The sequence below is a fragment of the Streptomyces sp. NPDC031340 genome (assembly GCF_055569945.1).
Map to the genome: position 1 here is coordinate 17,698 of NZ_JBVIIE010000044.1, position 24,672 is coordinate 42,369.

The window sequence follows — 24,672 nt, forward strand, 5'->3', positions numbered from 1 at the left end:
GTCAATCGGCGTGCGTCAGCCGACCGGTTGACCCCGGCGAGGCCGATCTGGCGAGGCGGACCCGGCGAGGCCGACCTGGCGGACGCTGGTCGGCTACGGCCGGTTGACCCGGAACGGAGGGCCGGAATGGACGGCCCGGAATGGACGGCCCGGAATGGACGGCCCGTAACGGACTGGTTTGGTGCGTTCGGCGCGGAACGAGCGGCCCGGCGCTGATCGGCCCGGAGCCGACCGGCCGGAGCCGACCGGCCGGAGCCGACCGGCCGGAGCCGACTCGTCGGAACTGACCGCCGCGGGGCGACGGGTCAGAGCTGGGTGGCGCGGGGCGGCCGGTCGGAGTTGACCGGCGTGGGGCGTTCGGCGCGGGGCGACGGGTCGGCGCCGGCCGACGCGGGACGACCGACCCGGCGACGGGCGGAGCCGGTCGGTCGGCTGGGGCGCCGTCGGTCAGGTCCTCGGCCGGCGGCCGCTGCGCCGCGGCGCGGGTTCCGCTCCGTCCAGCAGCTCCCGGCGGCGCTCCTCCCCGTGCTCCTCGATCTGAAGTACGACCTGCCGCAGCCCCTCCGCGAGACCGCGGCACTCGGCGTCGCTCAGGCGGGCCGTGACGAAGGCCTCCTCCTCGTTGAACTCGGGGAAGACCCGCCGCATCAGATCCTCGCCCTGGTCCGTCAGGCTCAGCAGCACCAGCCGGCCGTCGCTCGGATGGGCGGCCCGTCGCAGCAGGCCCCGCGACTCCAGCGTGCGCGCCACCCCGGTGAGCGTGCCTTTGGAGATGCCGGCCTCCTCCGCCACGTGCCGGGTCTCCGACTCGCCGAACACCCACACGATCCACAGCACGACGAACGCCGTCCAGGTCAGGTCGGAGCCGCGCAGTACGGAGTTCTCCAGGTGCTGGCGCACCGCGGACGCGGCCCGGTAGATGTTGGCCACGGCCGCCATCTGCTCCCGGCGGATCGGGAAACCGCCGAGCTTCGCCGAGACGAGCGACTCGGCTTCCGTGATGGATCGCTGACCGGGCACGGGCGGCTCCTTCGGGTCCTGCGCAAGAACCGCACGGGCGGTGGGCGCCGTGCGGTCGTTCGGCCTCAAATTGTACGGAGGCGATCTCGGGCGCCCGCCGGGGTCCCGCGCGGGCCGCACTCTCACCCGTGTGGGTGATCTTGGATGCCCGGAACGCGGGTACCCGCGCGCGGTGACTGTTCCAGACGGGCCGCCGCCGGAGGTGCGGCTGTTGATCGAGCGGATCGTGTCCGCCGTCCGCAAGGGCGACGACACCCGCGTACAGGTCCTGCTGTGCCGCTTCGCGCGCGAGGCCGACATGGGGGCCGCCTTCATGCTGCGGCAACGGCTGCTGCTCGACCCGCCGGACGGACCGGGCGGCGGCGACGCCGCAGGGTCGGGCGGCGCGGGGGCGGGCGGCGCGGGGGCGGACGACGGGGAGGCCTGTGGTGAGGACGGTGGTGAGGACGGCGGGAGCGGCCCCGGGCTGCTCCCGCCGCACCCGGCCGGACACCTTCGGTGAGCACCACATGGGGGCGGCGCTTCGGGGTAGACGGAGCCTGCGCGGGCCGGAGGGCGATCCGGCCCGCGTCCCCGGTGCTACGCACCGGGGACGCCCCCTGACCGGTCGGCGGGTCACGGGGCGGTGGGCCGTCGCCGGTGTCACCCCGGCGACGGCAGTCGCGCCGAGGCCGCCAGGCCGCCCGTGCCTCTCCGATCCGCCCGCCGGTCCCAGGTCCGGTCAAGCCCCCCTGCTTTCGGCGCGGTTGTCCGACGTCCCCTCGCGGGCCGGTTCCCGGCACCGGCCGTCGGCCTGAAATCCCCCTGCCCAAGAGGGTGCGTCCCGCCGGACCGTGAACGCCCTGACACGGGAAGGGGTGACGGCCGCTCATCCCGGCGACGTGGTTACGGTAGCGTAGGTTACGCAACCGTAAGTACGGCTTCCGGAACCGGCGATCACACCTGCGAGGACTCATGCGCACATCCCGGACGACAACCGACCTGCCGTGGCTGATCCAGGGCGGAATGGGCGTGGGGGTGTCCGGCTGGCGCCTCGCCCGCGCCGTCGCGCGCACCGGACAGCTGGGTGTCGTCTCCGGCACCGCTCTGGACACGCTGCTGATCCGGGTGCTGCAGAGCGGTGACCCCGGCGGTCATCTCAGGCGGGCGCTGGCCGCCTTCCCCGTACCCGAACTCGCCGACGACGTCCGGCGGCGCTACTTCGTCGCGGGTGGGATCGCGGCCGGGGAGCGGTTCGCGGCCACGCCCCGGCTCACCGCCGACGAGGCGTGCCCGGCCCGCTCGCTGACCGTCGTGGCCAACTTCTGCGAGGTGTGGCTGGCCAAGGAGGGCCACCCCGGGCCGGTCGGCGTCAACTACCTGGAGAAGGTCCAACTCGCCACCGTCCCCGCCATGTTCGGCGCCGTCCTGGCCGGCGTGGACTACGTCCTGGTCGGCGCGGGCATCCCCGCACAGATCCCCGGGATCGCCACCCGTCTCGCCCGCCTCGAGCCCGTCACCGCACGCGTGGACGTCGAGGGCGACGACCGGCCCGCCGAGCTGCGCTTCGACCCGGCCTCTGTGCTGGACGGGGCGCGGCCGGGACCCCTGCGCCGTCCCGACGTCCTGGCCATCGTCTCGCTGCCCGCCCTGGCCTCGTACCTGTGCCGTTCACCGGAGACCACGCCGGACGGGTTCGTCGTCGAGGGCCACCGTGCCGGCGGGCACAGCGCGCCGCCGCGCGGGCCGGTACGGCTGGACGAGGACGGCGACCCCGTCTACGGCCCCCGCGACACCCCGGACCTCGCCAGGATGGCCGCGCTCGGCCTGCCCTTCTGGATCGCCGGCGGCCAGTGCGGGCCGGAACACCTGCGACGGGCCCGCGCGGCGGGCGCGGCCGGCGTCCAGCTCGGCAGCGTCTTCGCGCTGTGCGAGGAGTCGGGGCTCGACGCACGGCTGCGGCGGGAGCTGGTGGCCCGCCGGCTCCGCTCCGAACTGACCGTGCGCAACGATCCCGCGGCCTCCCCGACCGCCTTCCCCTTCAAGATCGCCGATCTGCCCGGGACGCTGGCCGACCCCGCCGTCGGCGCGGCCCGCCACCGGGTCTGCGACCTGGGCTACCTGCGCACCCCGTACCGCTCCGAGCGCGGCACCCTCGCCTACCGCTGCCCGGCCGAGCCGCGCGCGGCCTACCTCCGCAAGGGCGGCGCCGCCGAGCAGACGGAAGGGCGCCAGTGCCTGTGCAACGGCCTGCTGGCCGCCGTGGGACTGGGCCAGCGCCGCCCGCACGGTGCGGTGGAGCCCCCCGTCGTCACCATCGGCCAGGACCTCGGCTTCCTGCCGCGGATCGCCCCCGAAGGCCGCCCGTACACCGCCGAGTCGGTGGTCCGCTGGCTGTCCACCGGCCTCACGACGACGCCCGCGTGAGGGCGCCCGCGTGACCGCGACGCCGGACAGCCGCTGACGAACGGCTCCTCAGCGTGGTGTCGTGGCCGGTGCCGGCCGTTCCCACAGTTCGCGCAGCGCGGCGTTGACGGTGGCGGGCTGCTGGGGCGGCGAAGCCGTAGGCATCGTCGCTGCCCCGCGTGAAGATGGAGTGGACGGACACCGCGGGAGTTCCCCCGCTCGCCGGTCTCGTCCCACACCGGCATGTGAAGCGGCTCGCCGTCCTTCCTCGCACGGCGAGCCGCGCGCCGCCTCCCGCCGCCCCCGGTCGGCCGACGATCCTGCGACAGTGACGTGCCCGGCGCGGCCCCGTGATGACGGCCGGTCAGGGCCGGCTCGGCGCAGGCGCCGGCTCCGGCTCGCCCAGAGGCGCCGCGGCGCGGCGGGGGAGCAGCAGCGGGGTCGCCAGCAGGAGCAGGCCGGCCAGGCCGATGGCCGGGCGTGGGCCGAGCAGGCTCCCCAGCACGCCCCAGACCGCCGTCAGCAGCGCGGTCGAGGCCTTGGTCGTCACCGCCCAGGCGGACAGCGTGCGGGTGGCCCGGTCGATCGCGGTGCGCTGGAGGCGGTAGGTGGCGTGGACGGGGTTGAAGACCCCGCAGCAGAAGATCAGCCCGAACTCGACGACCGTCACCAGCAGCAGCCCGCCGGCGCCCGGCCCGAGGAACGCCAGGCCGACGGGCCACACCGCGCGCAGCGCCCCGGCCACGACCAGCACCCGGTGCTGCCCGAACCGGGTGACGAGCGGCCGGGCCAGCCGGGAACCGAGCAGCCCGCCGATCGAGGGCGCGGCGAAGGCGAGGCCGTACTGCCACGGTGCGAAGCCGAGCCGGCCGAGCATCAGGACGGCCAGCAGCGGCTGGGAGGCCATCACCAGGCCGTTGAACAGGGCGGTGTTGCACAACAGCGGACGCAGCGTCGCGTCGGCGAGGATGTACCGCCAGCCGTCGAGCAGGTCCCGGGCCCGCAGGCGCGCGCCCGGACGGCTCCCGGGCTGCCGCTCCCGGCCGCCCATCGCGCGGATGCCCAGGGCCGAGAGCAGGTAGCTGACCGCGTCGGCCACCACCGTCGCCACCGGCCCGAGCAGGCCGGTCGCCGCGCCGCCCAACGGCGGACCGATGATCGTCGTCGTCCAGGTCGTCGACTCGAAGCGGGCGTTGGCGACGAGCAGGTCCTCGGCCGGCAGCAGCGTCTTCAGGTACGCGCCGGACGCGGCGCGGAAGGTGATGTCGGCCGCCGCCACGACGACCGACACCAGCAGGAGCTGGAGGAAGGTGAGCACGCCGAGCGCGAACGCGACGGGGACCGCCAGCAGCGCCGCGAACCGCACCAGGTCCATCGCGATCAGCACGGGCCGCTTGCGGCGGAACTCCACCCACGGGCCGAGCGGCACCGCCACGGCCGCGCCCACCGCGGACCCCACCGCGGAGAGCGCGGCGACCTCGGCCGGCCCGGCGTGCAGCACCCGGACAGCGATCAGCGGGAACGCCCCGAAGGCGAGCCAGGTGCCGAGCGCGCTGGTCCCGTACGCTCCCCAGAGCCACCCGAACGGCCGCCCCAGCCGGTGCCCGCGCGGACGTCCCGCCGGCCGTCCGAGCGGATGTCCCACCCGCTGCCCGCTCCTCATGTCCGAAGCCCCTCGTCGCCCGCACAACCGATCCGCGATCGGAAGCATCAAACCGGGCGCCGCGAGCTGGGATCAAACAACCGGAGAGCCGCCGGACACAACCAACGGTTGTGTCCCTAGGGTGTCGGCATGGACCTCGACACCGTCCGGACCTTCGTCGCCGCCGCCGATGCGGGGCAGTTCCAGGAGGCCGCCGCCGAACTGGCGGTCACTCAGCAGGCCGTCTCCAAGCGCATCGCCGCGCTGGAGCGGGACCTCGGCGTACGGCTGTTCACACGGACCCCGCGCGGCGCCGAACTCACCATCGACGGGCAGGCGTTCCTGTCCCACGCGCGCGAGTTGCTGCGCGTCGCCGAACGCGCGGTCTCGTCCGTGCGCACCGGCCGCCGTCCGCTGCGCGTCGACATCATCGCCTCGCGCGTCGCGGCGTCGGGCCTGATGCGCGGCTTCCACCGCGCGCACCCGGAGATCGACCTGGACGTGGTGATGCTGTTCGACATCGAGACGGCCGTCGCCGCGATCCGGTCGGGGGAGATCGACGCCTCGTTCCGCGCCGTCGCCGCGCCCGGCCGGCCGTTTCCCGAGGACATCGCCTCCGTCCGGGTGCTCGACGAGCCGCTCCAGCTCCTCACCGGCCCCGCCCACGTCCTGGCGAACGCCCGCTCGGTGACCCTCGCCGGGCTCGCCGGGCACCGGATCTGGATGCCCGGTGTCGTCCCCGGCACCGAGTGGGCCGCCTACTACGACGACCTCGTCGCCGAGTTCGGTCTCACCATCGAGGCGACCGGCCCCAACTTCGGCTCCGACGCGCTCCTCGACACCGTCGCCGACACCCCGGCCCTGGCCACCTTCATGGGCGGGAACACCCGGCTCGTCTGGCCGGCCGGCCACGGCCTGCGCCGCATCCCGGTGACCGATCCGACGCCCGTCTACCCGCACTCGCTGCTCTGGCACCGCGACAACCCCCACCCGGCGCTTGTCACCCTCCGCGCCCACCTCGCCGCCGCGGCGCCCGGCCACGACGCCCCCGGCACCTGGACCCCGGACTGGGCGATCGCGCACTGAACGCCGCCGCGGTGAGGTCTGCAGTTCCGGCCGCGGTGACCGCCTCGCTCGGCGTGGCGCGTCGCGCGCGGGCGGGGCGTGCGCGGGTGAAGCCTGTGCGCGTGGGGCCTGCGCGGGGCCTGCGCGGGTGGGGCCTGCGCGGGTGGGGCCGGCCGTCCGCCCGGCGTCGGCGCCGCGGTCACCGGGCGGTGCACCGGCGGGCCTGCCGGGACGGACGTCCGTAGCGGCGGGGAGGAGCCGCTTTCATGATCCCGGAGGGTAACCGGCGCCGGCGCCGTCCCGCCCGGGCCGAAGATCCCTTCCGGGGCGGCCGTTCGGCCCTGTTGCCTGGGCCGAAGCGGGGGCCGGGGGGCCGGGGCCGGTGGACCGTCCGGCCCAGGACCCGGCGTGGGCGGCGCGATGATGCTGGTCACCGACCGGCCGGGAGCCACCCGGACCGTCGGGTGCGGCTGCCCGGCCACGTCTCCTCGTGTCCAAGGGCCGCGGCAGCGCGGCCCCCGGCCCGGTCACCGTCCGGTCGTCCCACCCGTCGTGCCGGACGGATGTCCGCCACGCCCCGGCGACGGCGTCCCGCACCACGTCGTCGGCGGGCGCGCCGGCCGCGTCGGGGACGTGGCGGACGAGTCGGCCCACCGCACTGGCCGGAAACTCCGGCCGTGAACCGCTGGAGGCATGCCGTGAGTGCTCTCACCCTGGCGTCGGCGCCCGAGGACGCCACGGCTCTGGAGGCGGCCGGGACACACCGTGTCCGGCTGGCCGGGGAGCCGGCCGGACGGGTGACGACGCTGCTCGCCGCCGCGGACCACGATCCGGGAGCCGCCGATCCGGTCAGGGCCGGCCTCGTCGCCTTCTGCGAGCGTGAACTGCTGCCGCACGCGGCCGCCGAGGAGGCCGTGCTCCATCCCGCCGCGCGGCGGCTGCCCGACAGCCGGCTGCTCATCGAGAGCCTCATCGCCGAACACAGCTGCATGATCGCGCTGGTCGACGCCCTGCGTACCGCGTCCGCCCCGACCGGCGCGGCGGCCGACGCCCGCGCCCTGCAGGTGCTCTTCGAGGAGCACGTCGCCAAGGAGAACGGTCTCGTGCTGCTGCTGCTCGCGGTGGCGCCGGGCGTCCGACTCGCCGCGCTGCTCCGCGAGTTGCACGAACGGCTCGCCGACGCCCCGGCGCCGGACGCCGCCCCCGCACACCGGAACACCGAGACGCGCCGGGGCCCCGAGACGCCGCCGGACGCGGCGGACACCGAGGCCGGGCAGCAGGACGGCCGCGGCCGAGCGTGCCGCTGCGGCGGCGCCGAGGACACCGGCGTGGACACCGGCGTGGACACCGGTGTGCCCGAACCGGACGTGCGGCCGGTGCCGATGGAGCACCCGCGACCGGGTCCCGAGACCTGGCGGCTCCGCCTCGGCCGCGACTGACCCGGCACAGCACAAGCCCGCGGACGCCGACCCGCCCCGGTCCGCACACACCAGGGACAGTCGCGTCGCCCGCGATAGGGAAGGAGACACCGTGCGCACCCAAGTCCTGGACGCCGCTGCCCTGGAGACACTGCTGGCGGCCGCCGTGGCGGCCCCGTCGATCCACAACACCCAGCCCTGGCGCTTCCGGCTGGACCCGGACAGCCTGGCGCTGGAGGTCCGCCCGGCGCCGGAGCGGTCACTGCCGCTGGCGGACCCCTTCCGGCGCGCCCAGTACCTGTCGGTGGGCGCGGCCGTGTTCAACCTCCGCCTGGCGGCCGCCCGCATGGGCCGGCGCCCGCGGGTGCGGCTGCTGCCGGACCCGGCCGACCCCGCGCTGCTGGTCGCCGTCCAGCTGGCAGGCCCGTTCGACGAGGACGGCCGCCACACCCCGGAGCCCGACCTCTACGACGCCATCGCGCGGCGCCACACCAGCCGGATGCCGTTCACCGGCCGCCCGGTACCCGAACCGGTCATCGCGGAGATGAGCGCGGCGGCGCACGCCGAGGGCGCCCGGCTGCACCTGCCGGACATCGCCGGAACCCGGCGGCTGCTGCGCCTGACCGCCGCCGCCGAGGCCCGCAACCACGCCAACCCGCTGCGCACGGCCGAGAGCCGCGCCTGGATCACCGCACCGGGGGCGGCCACCCCGTACGGCATCCCCGCCACCGCCCTCGGCCCGCGCGACGCGGCCGGACGGGTGCCGATGCGGGACTTCACGGGACCGCTCCCGCCGGCTCTGCGTCTGCCCGCCCTGCGTTTCGAACGCCACACCCACTTCGCCCTGTTGTGGACCACCCACGACCGCCGCGAGAACTGGCTGCGAGCCGGCCAGGCCCTGCAGCGCGTGCTGCTCACCGCGACCGCGCACGGGGTGCGCACCTCGCTGCTGCACCAGGCCATGGAGTGGCCGGATCTGCGGGCGGCCAGCGGCCCGGCGTGGCGTCGGTGCCACCCGCAGGTGGTGATCCGCTTCGGCTACGGCCCCGACGGCGCCCGCACCCCTCGCGCACCGGGGCGCGCCGCGTGCGGGACAGGGCCGGAGGGAGGCGGACCGGGCGGAGGCGGGTCGGACGGAGGCGACGCGCCGGACGCGTGACGCAGCACCGGGCCGGACCCGGCAGCCCGGACCGCGATCAGACCGCGAGGAGGCTGACCCCCAGCGCCAGCAGGGCGACCACCTTCACCGACTCCACGGCCACGTAGGCAAGATGACCGCGTGAACGGGGCAGTTCCTCCCCGGCCAGGACGCGGTCGGAACGGCGGTTGAGACGGGGACGGATCACGGCCAGCTGTGCGGCCAGCGAAACGGTCACGACGACGGTCAGCGCGATGACCCCCGCCGTCGGGTCTCCCACGGCGACCGCGACGATCACCGCGACGGCGAGGACGGCCTCGACGGAGTTCAGCGCCCGGAACACCAGCCGGCCGATGCCCAGGCCGAGGGGGACGGTCACGCCGGGAGCGCGGAACTTCAGCGGCGCCTCCAGGAAGGAGATCGCCAGCACCATGCCGAGCCAGACGAAGGTGACTGCCCCCGCGGCGGCGGCTGACGTGGTGTTCATCGAGGTGTTGCCTTTCTCGAACGGCTTACGGATCTCATGGGTTTCTCGGCGGAATTGCTGAACTGACGGTGGAGCGACGGAAGGAGGACGCTCCGTCAGGCCGGTGCGGGTCGGAGGTGGGCGACGCACGAGTCGGGGGTGGCGAACGGCTCCAGCCGGACCGCGTTCAGCGGAGCCCGCAGTCCCTCCAAAGCCCCCTGCATCAGGCCGAGATGGAGTGGGCATACCAACTGCCCGTACTCCTCAGCCAGTTCGAGGAAGGGGCAGTGCCGCAGCCGGATGCGCTCCGGCGCTGCGGCGCTCTCGTCCCCGGGTTCGGCGGTGGGGGCGAAGCCGAGGTCGTCCAGCAGGGCGACGAGTCCGTCGGCGGCCTGCTGAGCGGTCGGCTGCCGGGACGGCGGCGCCGGATCGACCAGGAAGGCGCCCCATGCCCGGCCGGCCTTCGTGGCGGCCCGGTGCGCCTCCGGCCCGGTGGACGCCAGCTGACTGAGCAGCACCTGCGCCAGGAGCCGGTAGCCCCGCGTGCCTCCCCGGTGCATGCCCGGCTCCGGGGCGTAGACGGTCCTGGGCCGTCCGCGGCCCGACGGCTCCTCGGTACGCCGCTGCACCAGGCCCTCGCTCACCAGGGCGTCCAGGTGGAAGCGCACGGTGTTGGGGTGCACCCGCATCCGCTCGGCCACGTCCGTGACGCCCAGCGGTGCCGTGGCGGCCCGCAGTACCTCCAGCACCTCGCGACGGCGAGGGCTCTCCTGCCCGGTGGACATGTCGGTCCGGCCTCCCTGAGCCTGCGTCCGTTCCCGTCCCGGTCCCGTTTCCCGTTTCCCGATTCCGGTTCCGGAATTTTTCCAAATCGTACCTGTAATAATTAGGGCCGGAAAACCCGGCCCCACGAGGAGTCCCATGCCATCCGAGCCACTCCCGCAGATCCTGTGTGACGCCCGTGCGCTGACCGGCCGGCCGCCCGCGTCGGTCGAGGTGGCCTGGAAGCTGGCGGAGAGCGGGCGCCAACTCGACGCCAATCTCGTACGGCTGCCGCCGGGCGAGCGCATCGCCACCCACACCGAACCCGACCTGGACGTGCTGGTCACGGTCGTCGCCGGTTCCGGAACGGTCGACACCCCGGCCGGCGACGGGCCTCAGGCCCTGGCCCCGGGTACGGTGCTGTGGCTGCCCCACGGCTCCACCCGCAGCCTGACCGCGGGGGAGGAGGGCATCGCCTACTTCACCGTCCACCGCCGCCGCCCCGGCATGCAGATCCGCCCCCGCCCGCCGCAGCCCCCGGCCTCGTAGCGGTGACCGCCCCGCCCGCCCTTGGCCTGCCGGGACGGCGGAACGTCCGGCCTCAGGGGCGGGCCACGGACCGGAATTCGGTCGGGGTCATGCCGGTGCGGTGGCGGAAGAAGGCGCTGAAGGCCGTGGCGTGGGAGAAGCCGATGCGCTCGCCGACCGCGGCGGTCGGCAGGGAGGTGTGGATGAGGAGGCGCTTCGCCTCCAGCAGCACCCGGTCGTCGATGTAGCGCTTGGCGCCGCAGCCGAGGGCGGCGCGAGTGGCCCGGGTGAGGGTGCGGGGGCTGTACCCCAGGCCGGCGGCGTAGTCCTCGACCCGGTGGGTGCGGTGGAAGCCCTCCTCCACGGCCCGGCGGAACCGCTGGAAGGGCTCGTCGCCGGTGCGCGTCGCCCGCAGCGGGTCGGCCAGGTGGACGAGCCGGATGAGGATCACGGACAGCAGGTCGCGCAACGTCTCCACGTACGCCTCCAGCGGCAGGTCGCTCAGCGCGGCGTGCTCGTCCGTCAGCGTGTCCAGCAGTCGCAGCAGGGTCGCCTGGCGTTCCTCGCCCGGCGTGATCAGCCGGTGCGGGACGTGCTCGCCGTCCCGGATCAGCGCGTCGGTCGCCGCGCTGGGGAAGCCCGGCGGGACGACCAGCACCGTGCCGTCGCCGCCCTCGTGCCCCGAGGGGAACCGGACCACCTGCCCCGGCCACACCCACAGCCAGTCCCCGGCGGTCAGCCGGTAGGCGGTGAAGTCCACGGAGCACTCCAGCCGGCCGCGGCGCAGCGCGATCAGCAGGTGGAACCCCGGACGCGCGGGCATCGTGAGCGGCAGCCGCCGCTCCCGGGCGCGCTCGGCCAGCCCCGGCAGGTCGAGGACCTCCAGGCCGGGCGGCCGGCCCGGGCTCGGACGGTACGGCACGGCCGGGATTACCGTCGCCCCGCCCTGAGCCGGGATCTGTCCGTTTTTCTTCATCGCGTGGCCGAGTGTATGCCGGGCGCCCCGCGCTGCCGGACCTAGGTTGTGCAGGAGCCGCAAGGGCCGTCCCCACCGCCGGAGCAGCCGCCCCCACCCCGCCGAGCCCGGACCCCGGTCCGGAAACAGCAGGTCCGCACACCGCGGCCCGTACGTCCGGTCCGCACACCGCGGGCCCGGACGCCCGGTCCGCACACCCGGTCCGCACACCCGGTCCGTGGACCGCGGCCCGGGCACCGCGGCCCGGGCACCGCGGCCCACGCACCCGCCGGGAGCCGCCTGCCGGGGTGCGCACCGCCCGCACCGGGTTCCGATCAGAGAGGATCGCCGTGACCATCGAGTTCGCCACCCGCTACCGCAGCCGTTCGCAGATACCCGCCGACCCCGGCAAGCCGTACTTCGTCGAGAAGGGCATGGGCGACCGCGCCCACCTCTTCACCGACCTCTTCACCGTCTACGCCGGCGGTGAGCAGACCGAGAACACCTTCAACTTCTTCACCTGCGAGGGGCCCAAGGGCGACCTGATCCCCGCCCACTCGCACCCGGACACCTACGAGGTCTTCTACATCACCGACGGCGCCGTGCGCCTGTTCGTGGAGGACCTGGAGGGCGAACAGCACGAGAAGCTGCTCACGGCCGGCGACTTCGGCTTCGTGCCCAAGAACTGCCCGCACGCCTACCGCATCGAGCGCCACCACAGCCGTATCGTCGGCGTGGCCGCGGGCCCGAACGGCACCTTCGAGCGATTCTTCGAGAACCTCGGCACCCCCACCGAGGAACTGGGCCTGCCGCAGCGGCCGTTCGTGCCCGAACCGCAGAAGTTCGGCACCGTGCCGCAGCGGTACGACGTGACCTTCCTGCCCGACCACCAGTGGCGCACCGGGAGCTGAACCGATGCCGTATCTGAAGGCGCTGCTGGCAGGCGTCCTGGTCGGCGTGGCCTACGTGGTGGTGCGGGTCAAGTCGCCCGCACCGCCCCCGGTGGCGCTGTTCGGCCTGCTGGGCATGGGACTCGGCCAGGTTGCGCTGGGCGCCCTGTGAGACCGATGAGAGTCCCTTGAGCCGCGCGCCCAGCGTGCCATGCGTGACCGGCGTGACCCCTGCGAGTGTGAGCGGTGAGCCCGTCGCTCCGCGTGCCTTCCTGCGCCGGGCCGGCCTGTCCTTCGCCGCCGGACTGCTCATGGGCGCGCTGTACCAGGGGCTGGACCTGACCTCGCCGGCCCCGCCGCTGATCGGCCTGACCGGGCTGGCCGGCATCGTGCTCGGCGAGCGCGGCGCCACCGCCGTACGCGACCGCCTCCCGTGGGTACGCGACCGCCTCACGCGCCGCCCCGCCCCCGCACCCCCCGCCGCAGAAGAAGGAACCTCCCGTGTCCCCTGACACCCCCGGCTACCTCGACGTCCACGCCCACTTCGTCACCGACTCCTACGTCCGGCAGGCCCGCGAGGCCGGACACGAACTCCCCGACGGGGTCCCCGGCTGGCCCACCTGGTCGGCCGCCGCGCACCTGGAGCTGATGGACCGCTGCGGCATCGAGACGTCGATGCTGTCCGTCTCGTCGCCGGGCGTCCATTTCGGCGACGCCGCCGCCGCCCGCCGCCTGGCCCGCGAGGTCAACGAGGCGGGCGCCGACACCGTACGCGAACACCCGGGCCGCTTCGGCCTGTTCGCCTCCCTGCCGCTGCCGGACGTCGACGGCGCCCTGGCGGAGATCGCCCACGCCTACGACACCCTGGGCGCCGACGGCGTGGTCCTGGAGTCCCACACGCACGGCACCTACCTCGGCAACCCGGACCTGGAGCCGGTGTGGGCCGAGCTGGACCGGCGTGGCGCGGTCGTCTTCCTGCACCCGACCTCGCCGGTGTGCTGGGAGCGGTCCGCCCTGGGACGTCCCCGCCCCATGGTCGAGTTCATCTTCGACACCGCCCGCACCGTCACCGACCTGCTAATGTCCGGCACCCTCCGGCGCCACCGCGACCTGACGGTGATCGTGCCGCACTGCGGCGGCGCCCTGCCCGTGCTGGCGGACCGCATCAACGGGTTCATGAAGATGTTCATGCCCGCCGGAACCCGCGCGCCCGACGCCGTGGAAGAGCTGGGACGCCTCTACTACGACCTCGCCGGGCCGGCCCTGCCGCGCCAGCTGCCCGCCCTGCTGAACCTCGTCGCCCCCGACCGGCTGCTGTACGGCAGCGACCACTGCTGGACCCCCGCCGCCGGAGTGGAGGCCCATGTCGCGGCCCTCGACGCCGCGCCCGCACCCGACGGCGCCGCGAGCTGGCGCCACCTCACCACCGCCAACGCGCGCCGCGTCCTGCCGCGCCCGGCCCGCTGACGGACGGACCACGACCCGATGACCCACCAGGCACCCGCACCGTTCCCGTTCCACCTGCTCGCGCCGCCCGACCCGCTGGCCCTGCCGCTGCCGCCCGCGGCGCGTCCCGCCGACGGCGTGCGGCTGCTGCGCGGCGTCGTCTACGCCATCCCCGACGGCAGCCGCCCGCTCACCGTCGACCTGTGGCTCCCCGACAACGCCGCCGGACCGGCACCGCTGATCGTCTTCGTCCACGGCGGCGCCTGGCGCACGGGCCTGCGCGACGACCTCGGCCCCCGCTTCCGCCACTGGCGGCCGGGCCCCTTCGCCCGGCTTGCCCGGGCCGGCTTCGCCGTGGCCTGCCCCGACTACCGCCTCACCGGCGAGGCGCCCCACCCGGCCCAGACCGACGACCTGGCCACCGCGCTCGCCTGGCTGCACGGCCGGGCCGGCGACCTCGGCGTGGACACCTCGCGCACGGTGCTGTGGGGGGAGTCCGCCGGCGGGCACCTGGCCGCGCTGACCGCGCTCACCCAGCACACCCGTCCCGGCACGGCCACCGTCACCGGCTGCGTCACCTGGTACGCGCCCACCGACCTCGCGGGTCTCGCCGAGGACTGCCCGCCCGGCCGGTTCGACGCCCACGACCCGGCCACCTTCGAGGCGCTGCTGCTCGGCGGGCCGCCCGCCGACCGGCCCGACGCGGCCCGCGACGCCAGCCCCGTCGGCCAGGTGGGCCCGAAGGCGCCGCCGTTCCTGCTGCTGCACGGCGCCGACGACACGATCGTCCCCGCCCGCCAGTCCGTCCGCCTCGCCGACGCCCTGCGCCGGTCCGGCCACCACCCCGACCTCCGGCTCCTGTCCGGCGCCGACCACCTGTGGGTGGGTCTGACCGACGAGGGCGTCGAGGAGTGCTTCACCCGCACTGCGGACTTCGCCCGCGCCTGCGCGAAGGACGGCACGAGAGTCTGAGGGGGCGCCGGCACGGGGTGCGAACCGCCGTGGTGTGGGTACCGGGCCGGTACGGGGCCGGTGTCCCGGTGGCCGCGACGTCCTGGAGGCAGACGGTGGACGTGACAGTGAGCCGACTCGGCCTGGTCGTGCACAGCGGGCGCCCGGCGGCGGCCGAGGCGGCCGGTGTGGTCCGGGGATGGTGCGAGGAGCACGCGGTGCGCTGCGCCGACATCGACGTCTGGCGCGACGGCGGGCGGCGCAGCGCCCCTGAGGAGGTCGAGGCCGCGGGCGACCCCGACCTCATCGTCACCCTGGGCGGCGACGGCACGTTCCTGCGCGGTGCCCGGCTCGCCGCCGAGAACGATGCCCTGGTCCTGGGGGTCGACCTGGGCCGGCTCGGTTTCCTGACGGAGGTGCCTGCCGCCGGGGTGCGTTCCGCGCTGGACGCGGTGCGCGAGGGACGGCTGCGGATCGACAGCCGGATGCTGCTCACCCTGCGCGCCTCCCGGCGCCTGGAGGTGCCGCCGGGAGTGGACGCGCTGGTCCGTCAAGGCCGGGGACCGCTGCTGCCGCCTCCCCAGGTGCGCGCCGAGTGCGCGGCCGACGACGAGTGGGGCATCCCGCTGCACGTCACGGCGCTCAACGACGTCGTCCTGGAGAAGCTGGCACGCGACCGCCAGGTCTCGGTCGGGGTCTACATCTCCGGCAGGCTCCTCGCGTCCTACTCGGCCGACGCGGTGCTGGTCGCCACCCCGACCGGGTCCACCGCCTACAGTTTCGCCGCCGGCGGGCCCGTCGTCTCGCCGCGCGCGGAGGCCCTCGTCTTCACGCCGGTCGCCCCGCACATGGCCTTCGACCGGTCGGTCGTCACGGCGCCCGACGAGCCCATCGGGCTGCGGGTCCTCCCGCGGTCGGGCCAGGCCGCGGTCAGCATCGACGGCCAGCTGCGCGGCGTGCTCGACCCGGGCGACTGGATCGGCGTGTACGCGGCCCCGCGCCGGCTGCGGGCCGTCCGGCTGGGCCGGATGGACTTCTACGGCCGGCTGCGCGAGCGGATGAACCTGACCGACGCGCCGGCCGCGGTCGCCTACGGTTCCCCGGCGCCCCTGTGGTCGATGACGACACCACCGCCCGGCGACCTCGCCCACCTGGCCCTGCTGAAGACGGAAGGCCCGCCCCGGCGCTGAACGGCCACCGTCCCGGGCGGACGGCCCGGCGCCCGCGCCGCGGGATCCGGGCGCCGCACCGAGGCCGACCGCCGCACCGAGGCCGGCCCGCCGTACCGAGGCCGACGCGCCCCGCCTCCCGCGCGGGTCAGGGCACGAGGATCGCGCGTCCGCGCACCCGGCCCGCGTCGAGGTCGTCCAGGGCGTCCTGGAAGCGGTCGAGGGGGTACTCGGTGGTGTGCAGCCGGACCCGGCCCTGCGCGGCGAGCACCATCAGCTCGCACAGGTCGCTGTAGGAGCCGACGAGGTTGCCGATGAAGCTGATCTCGGCCGAGATGATGTCGATGGCCGGGACGTCGATGTTCTCCCCGTACCCGACCACGTGGTACTCGCCCGCGCGGCGCAGCATGCGCACCCCGTCCCGGGTGGCGCCGCCCTCGCCGACGAAGTCGACGACCGTCTCGGCACCCACGCCGCCCGTCAGCTCCAGCACGTCCTCCACCTGCCGTCCCGCGGCGAGTACCGTGTGGTCGGCGCCGACGGCCCCGGCCAGCTCCAGCGCCTCGGGACTGCGGTCCACGACGATGATCCCGGCCGCCGTGAGGGCCTTGAGCACCTGGACGCCGATGTGTCCGAGCCCGCCCGCGCCGATGACCACGCACCGGTCGCCCGGCCGCAGCCGCCGGGCCGCCCTGGCGGCGGCGTGATACGCGGTCAGGCCCGCGTCGGCGAGGGCCGCGACGTGGGCCGGCTCCAGGGAGCCGTCGAGGCGTACGACGCTGCGGGCGGAGGTCTTCAGGTACTCGGCGTAGCCGCCGTCCGCGTCGATGCCGGGGAAGGCGCTCTGCTCGCAGTGCACGTCGTCGCCCCGCCGGCAGGCCCGGCACAGCCCGCAGGTGATCACTGGGTTAGCACGGCGAAGGTCGTGTCCACTATCCAGGTGTCGCGGTAAGCGGCGGTCGGGTGTTGGTGACAGCGGCTTGCCTCAGGTTCTGGATGTCTCGGTTTGACGCCGTCAACGCTCGGTCCAGCGATGCACCCCTGGGGGTGGTAGCTGGATCATGTGCGGTGGCGTTGGCTGCAGTAGTAAGTCGTTTGCTGCGAGCAACTGATGACGGGTAGCGTCGCTCGGCATGACTCCCCCGCTGCGCAGTGATCGGCTGTTGCTTGAAGCCTACGTACCTGCTGATGAGGACGATTTCGTAGCGCTCTTCATGGATGCCCAGGTTTCCCGGTGGATGGGTAACGGTCCCTGGCCCGAAGCCGAGTACCGCGCCACGTTTGCCCGGATCTTCACGCATGCCTATAAAAGTGAGAATTTCGACGTCTGGGCCGTGCGCCAGGACAGCCGCCTGGTGGGTCATGCAGAGATCAAGCCGGCGAAGGTCGTCGAAGGGCATGAGCTGGTGTATGGCCTCGCCCCCGAGGTGTGGGGGCGAGGCCTTGGCACTGAGCTTGCTCAGACAGTCACCGCATACGGCTTTACAACGCTGAACTTGGAGCAGGTTTACGCGACTGTGGCAGAACCAAACGTTGCTTCGCTGGCAGCCCTTCGTAAGCTCGGGTTTTGCCACGTCCGAGACATTGCTGAGGACGACGGGACCATCACTCATCTGCTTTCCTGCGGTCGCGCTGAGCAGCGAGTGAGCTCAAGGGAGCCGGAAATGTACCGGTGAACGTACTCAGCTCACGGCGGAGCCGCTGGACCTCGTCGTCCTTGGCCGCCAGAACCGACAGCAGCAGTTGGTGACGTTCCTTGAGCTGCGTGAGCTCGGTGTGGGTGCGGGCGAGTTTGCCGGTGAGCCGCTGGTTGAGATCACGCAGCCGGGCGATGCGGCCCTCGCGCGGGTCGGGCTGCTGACCGGCTGCCCAGGCGGCTGCCCGCCGCTTCTCGAACTCGTCCTTGAGGTGGCCCCAGGTCCGATAGAGGGAGGCGCGGGAGATGCCCGCCTCGCGGGCGAGCGTCTTGACGTCGCAGGCTCCGCCGGGCGGGATCTGCCCGGCCAGCAGCCGGTCGATGGCCGCGCGGATCCGCCGCTCGATCTGGTCGCGCTGGTGGTGGCTCAGTGCCATGTCATCCGGCCTTTTCGGCTGCCGTGTCGATCTCTTCGAGAACCCGCATGGACCGCTCGTGCTCGGCCCGCAGCCGGGCCTTCTCCGCGGGCGGGATGCGAGGGCTGGCCAGCAGGACGACGCCGTTGTCAGCTGTTGTCTGCCAGACGGAACGGTGAACGATGTGGTGGGTGGCCTGCGGGCAGCGGGAGCTGTCACACAGCCCCGTCAGCGGAGCTGCGGCGGACCTGGTGCCGGCGAGCTTGAGACACAGCGCCTTCGCCGGGTCCTCGAACCAGCAGTAGTTCGCCGCGGAGAGGTGCAGGACCGACGCCTTCTTCTTCAGCAGCAGCTCGATCTGCCGGTCGGTGACCACCTTCGCCGGGCCCGGCTCGTTGTCGGCCAGTTCCTTCTCGACGGCGCGGAAGGAAGCCAGCAGCGCGTCGGCTCCCGGGCCGGCGGGCATCTGTCCCTGTTCGAACTGCCGGTATGCCTCGACGGTCCGCTTGAGCTTCTCCTTCGCCTCCTCCTTCTTCCACTCGTGGTGGAAGACGGCCTGGGCGCCGCCCGGCCGGCCGGCGTATCCCTCGCTGGTGGCCACTTGCAAGTGCTTGAAGTGAACCTTGGTGGCCAGCAGTCCCCCCGGGCGGGCGGCCATCTCGACAGACAGCGTCCGCCGCAGGCGGCGGGGGTGCACCGGCTCGTCGGGGATCGGATCCAGGCCCATGCGTCGCCCGGCGGGCGAGGCGACCCACTGCCGCAGCCAGGTCATAGCCCCGTTGGACTCGAAGCCGTTGAACGCGCCGAACAACGGCTGTCCAGGCCCAGCGTCCGTGATCTGCTCGGCCAGAGCGATGACACGGACGACTTCCTCGATGACAACCCACTCGTCGACCTCACCGCCCCATAGACGCCCCTTGACGACCTTGCTGACCAGGCGGTGCCGGGCCAGACCGGTGTCGTCGGCGTCGTCCGTGCGGCGGCAGCCGACCGTCAGCTCCATCAGTTCGCTGGACCGTATCCCCGTCAACGCGGCGGTGGCGACCGTGCAGGCGTGCCCGGCGATTCGGATCAAGGCATCAGAGGACCTGTTCGACAACGGCAACGACCACGGGATCAACTCGCCGGTGTCCGCGCGAGGGGCGTCGGCAGGGTCGCGACACCACAGGTACTCGGTGCCGACCTCGGCGACCGCCTCCTCCAGCAGCGGCCGGGCCTGGGTGAAGAGAGACTTGTGAATGTCGCGGTGTCCCGTCGGTCGCAGCAGGTGCTGGAAGTTGGCTGTCAGCAGCGGATCCTTAGGGTCCCACCCCAGGCGGAGGCGCTTTGTCACCTGGGCGTCCTCGACCGCGGCAGCGGCTGCCTCGTCCGCAGATGTTCCTCGACGAGCGCGGCAAGCCGGTCGCCGTCCCGCAGATGCCTCGACCACTCGACGTTGCGCCAGGACTCGCGCTCGGCCCGCAGCCGGCTCCGCAAGTCCACGAAGTGCGGTCCGAGCACGTCGACCAGGTGTAAGCACGCCGTCAGCAGCGGCCGCAGGACCTCGTCACCCAAGGGCTCGGTCTTGATCACCACCTGCGGCCGGGACGGTGCCCCGGTCACGACGCGGGGCGATCGTGCACCCCAGGGCCGGAAACCGGGCCGGTGCCGGTCGGCCGACAGCAGCTCGCCGTAGTCGGTGATGTCCTGCATGGCGGAGACCACCGTCCGCAGCGATCCGCCGGCCTTGTTCCGCAGGACAGCGCCGGTCTCCTTGTCCCGGACGACGCCGTACTCGCGCAGGAACGCCTCGCAGTGGTCCTGGGTGACCGCGGCGAGCGTGGGGATCCGGCGCTCGTGCAGCCAGTTCAGCCAGAAGGTGAGGTGGTAGACGCGGGCATAGATGGTGCGGGGGTGGCGCGGGAGTCGGCGGGCCCTGGGCAAGGCGAGGACGCGCTCGTCCTGGGTGGCGATCCAGGCCAGGGCGAGTTCCTTGGCGACCACGCGCCAGGGCTGGTGGGTGATCCGGTCGAACAGCATGTTCTTCTCCGTCACCTTCATCTGCACCGGTGCATCGGCCCAGCCGACGAACGACCACACGTCGTCCTCAAAGCGCGGCCGCGGGCAGTCGCGCAGCCAGTTCAGGCGGGCAGTGGCGGCGATGTCGGCGCCGGCGAAGACCGACCCGTGCGCAGGCTCGGCGGAGACAGGAAGCAGGCTCACGACGTGGTCTCCTCGGCTCGCAGCGGCAGCTCGGCGTCCTCGTCACCGACGTCGCGCTGTGCGGCGGCGAGGGCGGCCTTCTCGAACCGCGGCAGGATGTCTGCGGACAGGCGGCGGGCGTAGGGGGCGAAGACGGCGGCGAACTGCTCGCGCGGCATCTGGCGGAACTGCCGCGCGAAGAAGGCCTTCAGCCGCAGTAGATTCGGCAGGTGACGCGGGGCGAACAGCGCCAGCGGGCAGAGCAGGCAGACCCAGGGCCGGGCCGGACAGGGTGTGCCCTTCGGCCCGTGCAGGCCGGCGAACTGGTCGGCGCAGGCCCCGCTGAACACATCCCGCTCGCCTGACAGCAACTCGGCCAAGGCGCCCTCGGCCAGACCGAGGCGGCGTACTTCCTCCGGCAGCCCGGCGGCGCTGGCCGCCTCGTCGACGACCAGCGGGGCACTCGCGCGCCGCAGCAGATCGCCCTGCGCGTCCCGGGCGATTTCCTCGACCACCGCCTTCTGCGCCGGGGTCGCGGCCGACAGGTAGTGATCGCCCTCGACCTCTGGCGAGTGGTTGGGATCGACCGTCGCCCGCAGGGACCACTGCCGCTGGCCCCGCTGCGCGATGAACGTCGTCCGCAGCCGCCGGCGGTCGATGCGCAACAGCCCGCCGTCATCCCCGCGCAGACCATGGGCCTTGACCCACCCGCGCATCATGTACTCCTCGAAGGCCGCGCGGGACGACCTGCCCTGCCGCGTCACCAGCCACACATGCTCAGCCAGCTCGGCCGGGGCATGCCTGCGCAGCAGGGCGCTGTGCTGCAACCACTGCTCCAGCAGCCGCGACGCCCGCGGCGACAGCACCAGGCTCTCGCCCGCCGTGCGGCCCTTGGTGTAGGACAGCAGCGTCGCCTGTCTCCCGGTCCAGCGGATCCCGGGCATCTCCAGGCCGGTCAGTCCGTCCGGGACGATGCCGGTCCAGGCCGCCAGCAGCATGTAGGGAACGGCGTCCTTGTGGGACGGGAACAGCGCTGCCCGGACCCTCTCGATGCCCCGGTGCCTCTTGGTGAACAGGTCCGGCGTGATGCCCAGGTGGGCGGCGACCTCCGTTCGCGTCACCGGCCCCATCCGCAGCATCAGCCAGGCTCCGTTCGCCTCGCTCCAGCCACTGACTGCCGGATCCTGTCCGCCCTCGGCGAGCGCGACTATCGCCCGCTGTTCCTCCCCGAGGCGGCGTACCTCTTGCTTGCAGAGGTCGATCAGCCGGTTCCACTCGGCCGGCGCGTAGGGCGGAAGCGGCCCGTTGAGGGCGGGGCGCGTGTAGTTGGTGCCGAACACCATCTGCCGCACCGGTTCCGCCAGCGCCTGATGCCGGGTGTCGAAGGCGCGCAGGATCGTGCGGGTGCGGTATTCGACCAGGTAGTGCGAGCGCAGCCAGAACGCCCCGAGCACGGTTCTGGTCAGCTCGGCCGCCGACCCGGTGAAGCCGTCCGCGGCCAGTTCGCGGACCATCCGGCGCAGGGTGTAGGTGAAGCTCTTCACCGTGGTCAGCTTGGCGAGCGGCCCGTGGGGATGGACCGAGGCGGCAAGGCCCTCGGTCAGGTCGGCCGCCAGCCGCGGGTTGGGCAGGTCTCCGATGGCGATGACCGTTGTCGTCTCGCCGGGCAGGGACAACTTCAGCGCGAGGGGATCGCGCAGGACTTCGGCCGGCATCAGAACTCCTCCGCGAACTCGGCGTCGGCCTCGGCGAGCGCGGCCGCATCGACGACTGCGCGGGTCCTTTCCCAGGCCGCGTGATAGATCCGGTGGACATCCAGGCGCCGTAATGGTGGGCTCGGGTATTGGAACTCGCCGAATGCCTCTGTCGGGGACACCGCAGGCAGGGTCACAGGTAGTCGAAGAAGCGGATCCACCACGTTGGGGGGTGCTCGGGCGGGTAGTAGGAGACGAGGTCGCTGACGCCGTCGTATCTCGTCCAGAGCAGGTGCTCTGCGATGACGGTGTAGCCGAGGGCTTCGAGTTCTGCCCCGACGCGCAGTCGATCGGTGGCGTGAAAGAGCTCGCGTTCCTCTTCCTCGTTGTAGCTCCCGGGGTTGCCCAAGGTCACGACGGCGAGGTTCCCGAAGTTGCTGATGGTCAACGTGATGTGTTCGGCGCTGTCGGCGGCGGTTGCCGGGATCACAATTGTCCCGTGGTGGCTAGCGTCCTGGACCTGGCGGTCGACGGTGCAGGTGCACTGGAACCGCGCGTCCAAACGGGCTGCGAGCTGCTCAAACCGGGCTCGGGCGGCGGCGTGGTCGTAACCGCGGGGATATTCCATGTGCTGCGGGTCATCGAGCTGTCGGAGCAGAGCCCAGGTGCTCTGGTCATCGAGGGGCATGTACGTCTTCTCCTTGGAGACGGCGGGTGGCTCGTTGGCTGATCTCTGCTGCGTAGGCGGCCCAGTCTCCGGCGGCGGCTCGCTGCCATTTGACGGCGACGGTGATGTCGATGCCGAGGGTGCGGGCGAGCACCGCGGCGGGCAGCTCGGTGGCGAGCTGGAACAGGGCGGTCGAACGGGCTTCCGCGAGCCGGATGCCGAGTTTGCGGAGCCTCTCGCCCATGGCCCAGGCACTGATCGGTCGGCCGGGCTGGCCGCCGGGGAAGAGCCAGAGTGACTCTGTCCGGCCGAGGACGGCATGGCTGCGGCGGGCCGCGACCTGCTGTCGGGCCAGGTCAGCGACGGGTGTGGGAAGCTCGACCGGAACGGCGCCGAGGCGGATGCGAACGGCTCCGTCCGTCTCCTCGATGTGGCCGACGGTGAGCCGGGAGATCGCTGCGGGCCACTGGGCATAGAGGAGCAATAGCATTCCGGCCAGGCGGTCTTCAGGCTTGAGAGTGTCGTCGTGCAGTAGGCGACGGGCGGTGTCCCAGCGGGCCTCGTCGTCCATCGCCTGGGAGGGGCCGTTCCATCGCTCGACAGGGAAGCTGAGGTCGCGGGCGATCTTCTGGGAAAGGGCCCAGCGCACGAAGTGTCCTGCCTCCCGGCGATGGCGGACATCGTCGCTGGTCATCCAGCGTTCAAGGTCGGCCTGACGGCAGGTGGCAATGGTCAGATTCTGCTCCTCGAGCCAGTCCAGGAGATGAACGGCCGCCCGCAGATGTTGCCGTGCGCCCGCAAGCTGGTAGTGCGTGATCTCCTTGCCGCGGCTGCGTCGGCGAAGCCGACGCAGGAGATGCCAAGTCGCGTACCGGTGCGGCATTTTCCGGCCCTCGGCCGTCGCATGGGAGGCGACGAGGTTCTTCACGTGCCGTTCGAGACGGACCATCTGCTCGTCCCGCCCGGGCAGGACTCCGGTGGCGACGAGAACGCTGCGGATGTGCTCGACGACCTTGCCTTCGGGGAGCTCGTCCAGGGCCTCATGGGTGAGAGGCCGACGGCCGGAGCCAAGATCGGTCAGGACGGTGGAGACGATGTCCTTGGAGAGCCAGCGCATCGCGGTGCCGGCCCGCCCGGTGTCGGCCAGGGCGTCGTGAAGGAGCCGTAGCTTCGGGTTTATGGAGCCGGAGCCATCGGCAAGGAGTTCGTGGAGCCGCTGCTTGAGGCTGCAGCGGGGGCACGGTCCCGGCGCGTGCAGCCGTTCGGCTTGTCCGCAGGTGGGACAGGGGCGCCAGAGCTCGCGTCCGGCGTGGTGCAGGGGCCGCAGACGAATCAACGGCTCGCCATCGAGCCCCCAGGACTGCCAACCCTCGGCAGAGAAGAAGTGCACCAATACGCGTCGGGACGGTAGGTCCGCGACACGACCTTCATCAACTGCTAACCCCACGTCTGATCAACGGGAGTTGAGGAATGTGAGACACGCCAAGACAGCAGCGACAAAGCGGATGCAGGATGACCTTGTCGCCCTCGGCGACGTTCGTGACGGCGTCGCCGACCGCGTGCACCCAGCCGGCGTTCTCGTGCCCGATCGTGCAGGGCAGCGTCACGCCGGACTTCTCGGCCCACTGCCCTTCGAGGATGTGGAGGTCAGTGCGGCACACGCCCGCGCCGCCGATCCGGACGATCACGTCGTGCGGGCCGGTGACCTCGGGCGCGGGGACGTCGGTCATCTCGGGGTCGCGACCGTAGCCGACGACCTGGACTGCCTTCATCGGTCGTGCTCCTTCCTGCGGGCGCGGCCGGGCCGCGCCGCGGGCTTCGGCCGTCCGCGTCAGCTCTCCGCTTCCGCCGCGGTGAGGGCGGCGAGCGCGGCGTCCAGGCGGCGGGTGGCCTCCTCGGCCACGGGGCGCAGGGCGTCGAGTTCGGTGAGGGCGACCATGGTGCCGGGGTCCAGGGCCTGCACGGCGGTGCGGTCGCCGTCGCGGCGGACGACGACGTTGCAGGGCAGCAGCAGGCCGATGCCGCGGTCGGTGTCCAGGGCGCGGTGCGCGAGGCCGGGGTTGCAGGCGCCGAGGATGACGTAGTCCTCCATCTCGTGGTCGAGCTTGGCCTTGAGGGTGGCGGTGACGTCGATCTCGGTGAGGATGCCGAAGCCCTGCGCGGCGAGCGCGTCGCGGGTGCGGGCGACGGCGGTGGCGAAGTCGGTGTCGAGGTGCACGGTGCGGTCGTAGCGCATGGTGTCG

The 24,672-nt window shown here is 73.3% G+C and carries 28 protein-coding genes; 13 read left to right on the forward strand and 15 right to left on the reverse strand.

From position 1 onward, the window contains the following. Nucleotides 1-447: 447 nt before the first annotated feature. Nucleotides 448-1,020, reverse strand: a complete 573-nt coding sequence (locus ACZ5GT_RS28915) for a MarR family winged helix-turn-helix transcriptional regulator (protein ID WP_469031859.1) — start codon at nucleotides 1,018-1,020, stop codon at nucleotides 448-450. Nucleotides 1,021-1,192: 172 nt separating this feature from the next. Here ACZ5GT_RS28915 and ACZ5GT_RS28920 point away from each other — a divergent pair, with 172 nt between their 5' ends. After that, nucleotides 1,193-1,522 (forward strand): hypothetical protein, encoded by a 330-nt coding sequence (locus tag ACZ5GT_RS28920; RefSeq protein WP_469031860.1) that lies wholly within the window; start codon nucleotides 1,193-1,195, stop codon nucleotides 1,520-1,522. Between the two features lie 452 nt (nucleotides 1,523-1,974). Continuing rightward, nucleotides 1,975-3,426 (forward strand): nitronate monooxygenase, encoded by a 1,452-nt coding sequence (locus tag ACZ5GT_RS28925; protein ID WP_469031861.1) that lies wholly within the window; start codon nucleotides 1,975-1,977, stop codon nucleotides 3,424-3,426. Nucleotides 3,427-3,769: 343 nt separating this feature from the next. Here the strand turns inward: ACZ5GT_RS28925 and ACZ5GT_RS28930 are convergent, their stop codons facing one another. Further along, on the reverse strand, nucleotides 3,770-5,068 hold the full coding sequence (locus ACZ5GT_RS28930; RefSeq protein ID WP_469031862.1) for an MFS transporter: 1,299 nt from the start codon (nucleotides 5,066-5,068) through the stop codon (nucleotides 3,770-3,772). Nucleotides 5,069-5,197: 129 nt separating this feature from the next. Here ACZ5GT_RS28930 and ACZ5GT_RS28935 point away from each other — a divergent pair, with 129 nt between their 5' ends. From ACZ5GT_RS28935 to ACZ5GT_RS28945, 3 genes are all read left to right on the forward strand, one after another. Next, the gene (locus ACZ5GT_RS28935; protein WP_469031863.1) at nucleotides 5,198-6,133 is read left to right on the forward strand and encodes a LysR family transcriptional regulator; all 936 of its coding nucleotides are present in this window, start codon (nucleotides 5,198-5,200) and stop codon (nucleotides 6,131-6,133) included. A 677-nt stretch (nucleotides 6,134-6,810) separates the two neighbouring features. Then, nucleotides 6,811-7,551, forward strand: coding sequence for a hemerythrin domain-containing protein (locus ACZ5GT_RS28940; RefSeq protein ID WP_469031864.1), 741 nt, complete (start codon nucleotides 6,811-6,813; stop codon nucleotides 7,549-7,551). Between the two features lie 91 nt (nucleotides 7,552-7,642). Continuing rightward, nucleotides 7,643-8,689: an Acg family FMN-binding oxidoreductase gene (locus tag ACZ5GT_RS28945; RefSeq protein ID WP_469031865.1), complete on the forward strand. Its 1,047-nt coding sequence runs from the start codon at nucleotides 7,643-7,645 to the stop codon at nucleotides 8,687-8,689. A 37-nt stretch (nucleotides 8,690-8,726) separates the two neighbouring features. On the opposite strand, the gene ACZ5GT_RS28950 is transcribed toward ACZ5GT_RS28945, so the two are convergent. Next, nucleotides 8,727-9,155, reverse strand: a complete 429-nt coding sequence (locus ACZ5GT_RS28950; protein ID WP_469031866.1) for a hypothetical protein — start codon at nucleotides 9,153-9,155, stop codon at nucleotides 8,727-8,729. Nucleotides 9,156-9,250: 95 nt separating this feature from the next. Next, nucleotides 9,251-9,919: a helix-turn-helix transcriptional regulator gene (locus tag ACZ5GT_RS28955; RefSeq protein WP_469031867.1), complete on the reverse strand. Its 669-nt coding sequence runs from the start codon at nucleotides 9,917-9,919 to the stop codon at nucleotides 9,251-9,253. Nucleotides 9,920-10,055: 136 nt separating this feature from the next. On the opposite strand from ACZ5GT_RS28955, the gene ACZ5GT_RS28960 reads away from it, so the two are divergent. Continuing rightward, the gene (locus tag ACZ5GT_RS28960; RefSeq protein ID WP_469031868.1) at nucleotides 10,056-10,445 is read left to right on the forward strand and encodes a cupin domain-containing protein; all 390 of its coding nucleotides are present in this window, start codon (nucleotides 10,056-10,058) and stop codon (nucleotides 10,443-10,445) included. 52 nt (nucleotides 10,446-10,497) lie between these two features. On the opposite strand, the gene ACZ5GT_RS28965 is transcribed toward ACZ5GT_RS28960, so the two are convergent. Next, on the reverse strand, nucleotides 10,498-11,400 hold the full coding sequence (locus ACZ5GT_RS28965) for a helix-turn-helix transcriptional regulator (protein ID WP_469031869.1): 903 nt from the start codon (nucleotides 11,398-11,400) through the stop codon (nucleotides 10,498-10,500). Between the two features lie 329 nt (nucleotides 11,401-11,729). Here ACZ5GT_RS28965 and ACZ5GT_RS28970 point away from each other — a divergent pair, with 329 nt between their 5' ends. The 6 genes from ACZ5GT_RS28970 (at nucleotide 11,730) to ACZ5GT_RS28995 (ending at nucleotide 15,856) form a co-directional block, all read left to right on the forward strand. After that, nucleotides 11,730-12,290 (forward strand): quercetin 2,3-dioxygenase, encoded by a 561-nt coding sequence (locus ACZ5GT_RS28970; protein WP_469031870.1) that lies wholly within the window; start codon nucleotides 11,730-11,732, stop codon nucleotides 12,288-12,290. A gap of 4 nt (nucleotides 12,291-12,294) precedes the next feature. Then, entirely contained in the window at nucleotides 12,295-12,441 is a 147-nt protein-coding gene (locus ACZ5GT_RS28975; protein ID WP_469031871.1) for a DUF1427 family protein, read from the forward strand. Nucleotides 12,442-12,508: 67 nt separating this feature from the next. Then, a complete protein-coding gene (locus ACZ5GT_RS28980) occupies nucleotides 12,509-12,781 on the forward strand; it encodes a DUF1427 family protein (protein WP_469031872.1) in 273 nt (90 codons plus the stop codon). Beyond that, nucleotides 12,771-13,736 carry an amidohydrolase family protein gene (locus ACZ5GT_RS28985; protein ID WP_469031873.1) on the forward strand — a complete coding sequence of 322 codons (966 nt, stop codon included), beginning with the start codon at nucleotides 12,771-12,773 and terminating at the stop codon, nucleotides 13,734-13,736. The genes ACZ5GT_RS28980 and ACZ5GT_RS28985 overlap by 11 nt, the downstream gene beginning before the upstream one ends. 18 nt (nucleotides 13,737-13,754) lie before the next feature. Beyond that, the gene (locus ACZ5GT_RS28990; protein WP_469031874.1) at nucleotides 13,755-14,687 is read left to right on the forward strand and encodes an alpha/beta hydrolase fold domain-containing protein; all 933 of its coding nucleotides are present in this window, start codon (nucleotides 13,755-13,757) and stop codon (nucleotides 14,685-14,687) included. A gap of 101 nt (nucleotides 14,688-14,788) precedes the next feature. Next, complete coding sequence (locus ACZ5GT_RS28995) at nucleotides 14,789-15,856, forward strand: NAD(+)/NADH kinase (RefSeq protein WP_469031934.1); 1,068 nt, start codon at nucleotides 14,789-14,791, stop codon at nucleotides 15,854-15,856. A 127-nt stretch (nucleotides 15,857-15,983) separates the two neighbouring features. On the opposite strand, the gene ACZ5GT_RS29000 is transcribed toward ACZ5GT_RS28995, so the two are convergent. After that, entirely contained in the window at nucleotides 15,984-16,739 is a 756-nt protein-coding gene (locus ACZ5GT_RS29000; RefSeq protein WP_469031875.1) for a zinc-binding dehydrogenase, read from the reverse strand. A 229-nt stretch (nucleotides 16,740-16,968) separates the two neighbouring features. Between ACZ5GT_RS29000 and ACZ5GT_RS29005 the strand changes: the two genes are divergently transcribed. Further along, nucleotides 16,969-17,511 carry a GNAT family N-acetyltransferase gene (locus ACZ5GT_RS29005; protein ID WP_469031876.1) on the forward strand — a complete coding sequence of 181 codons (543 nt, stop codon included), beginning with the start codon at nucleotides 16,969-16,971 and terminating at the stop codon, nucleotides 17,509-17,511. On the opposite strand, the gene ACZ5GT_RS29010 is transcribed toward ACZ5GT_RS29005, so the two are convergent. From ACZ5GT_RS29010 to ACZ5GT_RS29050, 9 genes are read right to left on the reverse strand one after another with little or no spacing between them, the layout of a single operon-like run. Continuing rightward, nucleotides 17,441-17,908: a hypothetical protein gene (locus ACZ5GT_RS29010; protein ID WP_469031877.1), complete on the reverse strand. Its 468-nt coding sequence runs from the start codon at nucleotides 17,906-17,908 to the stop codon at nucleotides 17,441-17,443. The two genes, ACZ5GT_RS29005 and ACZ5GT_RS29010, sit on opposite strands and share 71 nt — an antisense overlap. Before the next feature lies 1 nt (nucleotide 17,909). Further along, entirely contained in the window at nucleotides 17,910-19,220 is a 1,311-nt protein-coding gene (locus tag ACZ5GT_RS29015) for a hypothetical protein (protein ID WP_469031878.1), read from the reverse strand. Then, the gene (locus ACZ5GT_RS29020) at nucleotides 19,217-20,089 is read right to left on the reverse strand and encodes a hypothetical protein (protein ID WP_469031879.1); all 873 of its coding nucleotides are present in this window, start codon (nucleotides 20,087-20,089) and stop codon (nucleotides 19,217-19,219) included. Before ACZ5GT_RS29020 ends, ACZ5GT_RS29015 begins: the two co-directional genes overlap by 4 nt. Next, on the reverse strand, nucleotides 20,086-21,783 hold the full coding sequence (locus ACZ5GT_RS29025) for a hypothetical protein (RefSeq protein ID WP_469031880.1): 1,698 nt from the start codon (nucleotides 21,781-21,783) through the stop codon (nucleotides 20,086-20,088). The genes ACZ5GT_RS29020 and ACZ5GT_RS29025 overlap by 4 nt, the downstream gene beginning before the upstream one ends. After that, nucleotides 21,783-21,944, reverse strand: a complete 162-nt coding sequence (locus ACZ5GT_RS29030) for a hypothetical protein (RefSeq protein WP_469031881.1) — start codon at nucleotides 21,942-21,944, stop codon at nucleotides 21,783-21,785. Before ACZ5GT_RS29030 ends, ACZ5GT_RS29025 begins: the two co-directional genes overlap by 1 nt. 11 nt (nucleotides 21,945-21,955) lie before the next feature. Then, on the reverse strand, nucleotides 21,956-22,450 hold the full coding sequence (locus ACZ5GT_RS29035; RefSeq protein ID WP_469031882.1) for a hypothetical protein: 495 nt from the start codon (nucleotides 22,448-22,450) through the stop codon (nucleotides 21,956-21,958). Then, nucleotides 22,437-23,819: a hypothetical protein gene (locus tag ACZ5GT_RS29040; RefSeq protein ID WP_469031883.1), complete on the reverse strand. Its 1,383-nt coding sequence runs from the start codon at nucleotides 23,817-23,819 to the stop codon at nucleotides 22,437-22,439. Before ACZ5GT_RS29040 ends, ACZ5GT_RS29035 begins: the two co-directional genes overlap by 14 nt. A gap of 40 nt (nucleotides 23,820-23,859) precedes the next feature. Continuing rightward, nucleotides 23,860-24,201: an alcohol dehydrogenase catalytic domain-containing protein gene (locus ACZ5GT_RS29045; RefSeq protein ID WP_469031884.1), complete on the reverse strand. Its 342-nt coding sequence runs from the start codon at nucleotides 24,199-24,201 to the stop codon at nucleotides 23,860-23,862. A gap of 59 nt (nucleotides 24,202-24,260) precedes the next feature. Beyond that, on the reverse strand, nucleotides 24,261-24,665 hold the full coding sequence (locus ACZ5GT_RS29050) for a DUF302 domain-containing protein (RefSeq protein ID WP_469031885.1): 405 nt from the start codon (nucleotides 24,663-24,665) through the stop codon (nucleotides 24,261-24,263). Between the last annotated feature and the right edge of the window lie 7 nt (nucleotides 24,666-24,672).